This is a genomic window from Corallococcus sp. CA047B (assembly GCF_003612065.1).
In the GTDB taxonomy this organism is placed as follows: domain Bacteria; phylum Myxococcota; class Myxococcia; order Myxococcales; family Myxococcaceae; genus Corallococcus; species Corallococcus praedator.
In genome coordinates, this window is sequence record NZ_RAWD01000523.1 from 1 (window position 1) to 3,997 (window position 3,997).

General features: G+C 72.5%; 3 protein-coding genes. All 3 read right to left on the reverse strand.

Translation table 11 applies throughout. The features are described from left to right. Positions 1–53: 53 nt before the first annotated feature. Entirely contained in the window at positions 54–1,991 is a 1,938-nt protein-coding gene (locus D7X74_RS40315; protein ID WP_120538242.1) for a serine/threonine-protein kinase, read from the reverse strand. A gap of 405 nt (positions 1,992–2,396) precedes the next feature. Continuing rightward, the gene (locus D7X74_RS40320; protein WP_120538243.1) at positions 2,397–3,572 is read right to left on the reverse strand and encodes a TfuA-like protein; all 1,176 of its coding nucleotides are present in this window, start codon (positions 3,570–3,572) and stop codon (positions 2,397–2,399) included. Then, positions 3,569–3,997: YcaO-like family protein (locus D7X74_RS40325; protein WP_199742008.1), on the reverse strand; the 429-nt coding region annotated here is incomplete at its 5' end. The genes D7X74_RS40320 and D7X74_RS40325, both read right to left, overlap by 4 nt.

Consider the following 3,997-nt stretch of genomic DNA (forward strand, 5'->3'; position numbering starts at 1 on the left):
CTACCCCACGAGGTCCCCTCCCCCTGGGTAGGGCGACCCCGCGAAGGGGGGCTTCAGCCCTCTTCGACGTTCACGAAGGACTGCACCGGAACGAAGTTCATCAGGTTCGGGATATAGCGAACCGTGGCCGTGTCGCGCGGATTGACCTCCGCAACCCTACCCGTAAGCGGCGCCCAGCCTGGCATGTGGTCCATATATGAAAGGTAATCCATGCAGATGGGCAGGATCTGCCCATCGAGCTGGGTCACCTCCGTGACCAGGAACCGTGTGCGCTCCTTCCCGAAGATGACCTTCACCTTCACGCTTCTCGCCCGCCCTCCGCCCCACTGACCATTTGGATCAATCCGCATGGACCGCCATCCCGCGGTGACCGGGACCAGCATGAGCTCGTCGTTCCCCGCTGGGGCCGCAAAAGCCATCAGCCCCGCGGGGGGAATCTGCAGCTCCCTCATGGCCCTGGCGGCGCCCTTGGGGCACGGGTCAAGGGTGTCCCCCTCGCTGCGGATCCTGCCAGTGCCCCCTCCGCAGGAAGCCCCCACGCAGGCCGCGGTGGCCGCTCCGGCGATCTTGCGCAACATCCCCCCATCCGTGCGCAAGGGCTTCACGGGCGTGGACGTGGCCGCGACCCCTTCGGCGTCCTGAACGGGCGCGGAGGGCGCCTCCTCGGGGGAAGCCCCCGCATCCGGGGCGGACGCCACCGCGAGCACGGAGGCATCGGGAAGACTCGGGGTTGGCGTCACGGACGAACTTCCTTTCTCTGAATCAGGCGGGACAGCGGGGCGGCGGGTGCTCGGAACCGACCGGAACAGACCAAAGACCAGCAGGCCCAGGAGCAGGACTCCCAGGCCCAGCGACCCGGCGATGCGATGACGCCGCGCCCTGGACGACGGTGGAGCGCCCTCCCCTGGAACGGGCGAATCAGCGGACGGAGACAACCCAATGGATGGGGCCAGGGTCGCGACCCGCTCGGGCACGGGCTCTGGCACCTGGGCGGTCCCGGGGAACTGGGACAGCGACACCACGCCCCGGTCCACCAGCGGCGCCTCCCGGTCCATGGGGACGTCCAGCGACAGCTTCCACTCCTGCTGGCGCTTGTCCTTCGCGGCCTCCCAGAGCGCCTGCAGCAGCGTCTCCGTGCTCGAATAGCGATCCTCGGGGCGCTTGGACAACAGCCGCATCGCGATGTCGCCCAGGGCCTGGGGCACCTTGGGGTTCACCTCGTGCGGAGCGCGCGGCACCACCGTCTCGATGGCGGGCAACAGCCGGTCGTAGGGCAGCCTCGGGTCGAACGCGTAGCCGTCCGTCAGCGATTCGTAGAGCAGCGCGCCCAGCGCGTAGAGGTCTCCGGGCACGCCCGCGTCGAAGTTCGCGCCCGCCTTCCAGGAGCCCTCGCGCAGGAAGGCCACGCACTCGGGCGGCAACAGGTGCGGGGACGCGGGCGCCACGCCCACCGTCAGCGTGGAGGCGCCCGGGATGCGCGCGGTGCCCAGGTCGATGAGCACGGGCCGCTCATCCACGCGGCGGATGAGCAGGTTGTCCGCCTTCAGGTCCCGGTGATGCACGCCGCGCCGGTGAAGGTCCGCCACCACCCGCACGACCTCCGTGTAGACGGTGAGCAGGTGCGCCGCGGACGGCTTCACCCGCCAGCGCCACTCGTGGAAGGTCTCTCCGTCCACGTAGTCGGTGACGTGGAAGAAGTAGCCGTCCGGTGGCGCGGGCCAGCGATCCACCGCGTGCACGCGCGGCAGGTTGGGATGCGGCGCGCAGGCGAGCAGCGCCGCCACTTCACGCGACAGCCGGCCGTTGACGTCCTCCTCCTCCGCCGCGTGCGGCCCCGCGGGACGCAGCGCGATCTTCAGCGCGTAGACGTGCCCGCCCCGCTCCACCTTGAAGACCCGGCCGAAGCCCCCCGCGCCCAATGAGCCGACGATGCGCCACGGTCCAACGTGGTGGCCGACCTCCAACTGGTCCGGGTGGAGCGGCGTCGTCATGGCCCTGGCTCAAGGAGCAACACAACCTGCGGGGTAGGAGCGAGATGTCGGCGAGACAAGACCGCCGGAGAGACCTTCCCTGTCACATCCCACCACGGAGGTTGGATTCCCCGCAAACCGCGAGCGCACCCGGCCGTTGACGGCGTGGGCCACCTCGGCGGAACCACCCAGGGAGCGGTGCTCAATGCGGACAACCTCCGGGGTTGACCCTAGCCGGCCGTGCGGGGCTGTCACGTTTTTTCACGACGTCCTGGGAAGGCAGACCCCTGGGCGAGGGTCCAACCCGGCAGGGGGCACGGGGGTCCCTCCCGTTTCGGTGAGACAGGCTGTATCACGGGTCACGACGACCCGTCCCCCTGCCGGGGTCCGTGGACGTCGCTGTCTGGGATTGTTCGAGCGGGCCCGTCAGTCGCCGTCGCCGTCGGTGCTGGCATCCGCCTGCGACAGGAGCGCCCGGGCGGCCTGCTCCCACTGGCCGCCCAGCCGGGCCTCGGAGGCCAGCGCCTCGTCCCACGAGGGACCGTCCGGCAACAGCCGCGACGCCTGCGCCAGGGCCAGCCGCTCCAGCGCGCGCGTCTCGCACAACTGGCGCAGGCCCGGCCCGTCCAGGCCGCTGGCGGCGAGGAAGGCCTCGCGGCGCGAAGCCCGCACGCCCCGCTCCTTCCACCACGCGGCCTCCTCGGTGGCGATCTCCTCCTCCGTCACCGTGAGCCCCAGCGAGCGCACCCACCCGGCGAGCAGCGCCCGCCGCAGGCCCGCCTCCGCCCAGGCCGCCGCGTCCGGCGCGCCTCGCAGCAGCTCCAGCACCTGGCCGGAGTCCACGGCCCGGCCGCCCACGCGCGTCACGTCCTCCACCAGCCTGCGTCGGCGCACCAGCGACGACGGATTGCGCCGCGCGCCCGGCTCCACAGGGGCGGACAGGCTCACGAACTCCGCCGCCGAGCGCACGCACGCGATGGCGTCCAGCCGCTTGAGGTCCTCCACCCCATCCGCGAACCACGCGTCCCAAGCGGCGAGCGTGGGACCGGACCAGGCGGAGGCCACGGCCTCGCGGATCCGCGCCCAGGTGCGCTCCTGGTAGAAGAGGCCCGCGGCCGCGTCCACCAGGGCCTGCGCTCCGGAGCGTCCCAGCACGCGGGCCTTGCGCGCCCGCTCCGCCTCGTGGCGCACGTTGACCAGGGGCACGGTGAGCGGACGCCAGCCGTGTTCGGCGTCCGCGTGCAGCAGCGCCACCTCCGCGTCGTCCGCCACCACGCCGTCGCGGTACCAGCCGAAGATGCGGCCCACGCCCACCATGCCGTGCGAGGCCAGCTCCGCGGCGCGCAGCGCGCCCATGCTGCCGCCTCCGAACACCGCGACGCCCGCCTCCATCGCCGCGAGCAGCTCGTGGTGCCACACCGACGGCTGCGCCTCGAAGACGCCGTCCACCAGCACCAGTGCCCGGGGCTTGAGCGACAGCGCCCGCCACACGTCGCCCTGCCGCGCCGGGGGCAGCACCGTGCACGGCGCCAGCTTGTGCGCCTCCGCCGCGGGCAACGAGGGCCCCAGGAACACCACCAGGTCTTCGGCCCGCCGCTTCACAGGAGCTCCGATACGCGCATGCCCGGTACCACGACCTTCCACACGTGCAGCCCGCTCAGCGGGGCGTCCAGCGCCATCGCCGCCACCTGGGCGAAGCCCGCGCGCTCCAGCGACTCCAGCACCGTGCGCACCCTCGCCGTCACCGTCCGCGTGCGCCGGGTGTCCAGGTCCACGATGTCTTCCGCGCGGTGCCGGGGACGCACCTCCGACAGCGCCTGGGCGAATCCCAGCGCCGCGTCGCGGTCCGCCGCGGCCACGTCCTCGCGCGCGCCGTGGATGTCCGTCAGCCGCGACTGCGCGGCCTCCAGCAAGGCCTTGAGCAGCGCCTCGTCCCGCTCCAGCGCGCACGCATAGCCCGCGGTGAGCGGCACCGGCCCCTCCTCCGCGTCCACCAGCACCGCCGCCGCCACCGGCAGCCCCACCGC

Bases quoted from the DNA above. Each gene is read 5' to 3' on its own strand.
- D7X74_RS40315 (WP_120538242.1), bottom strand. From the start codon at position 1,991: ATGACGACGCCGCTCCACCCGGACCAGTTGGAGGTCGGCCACCACGTT.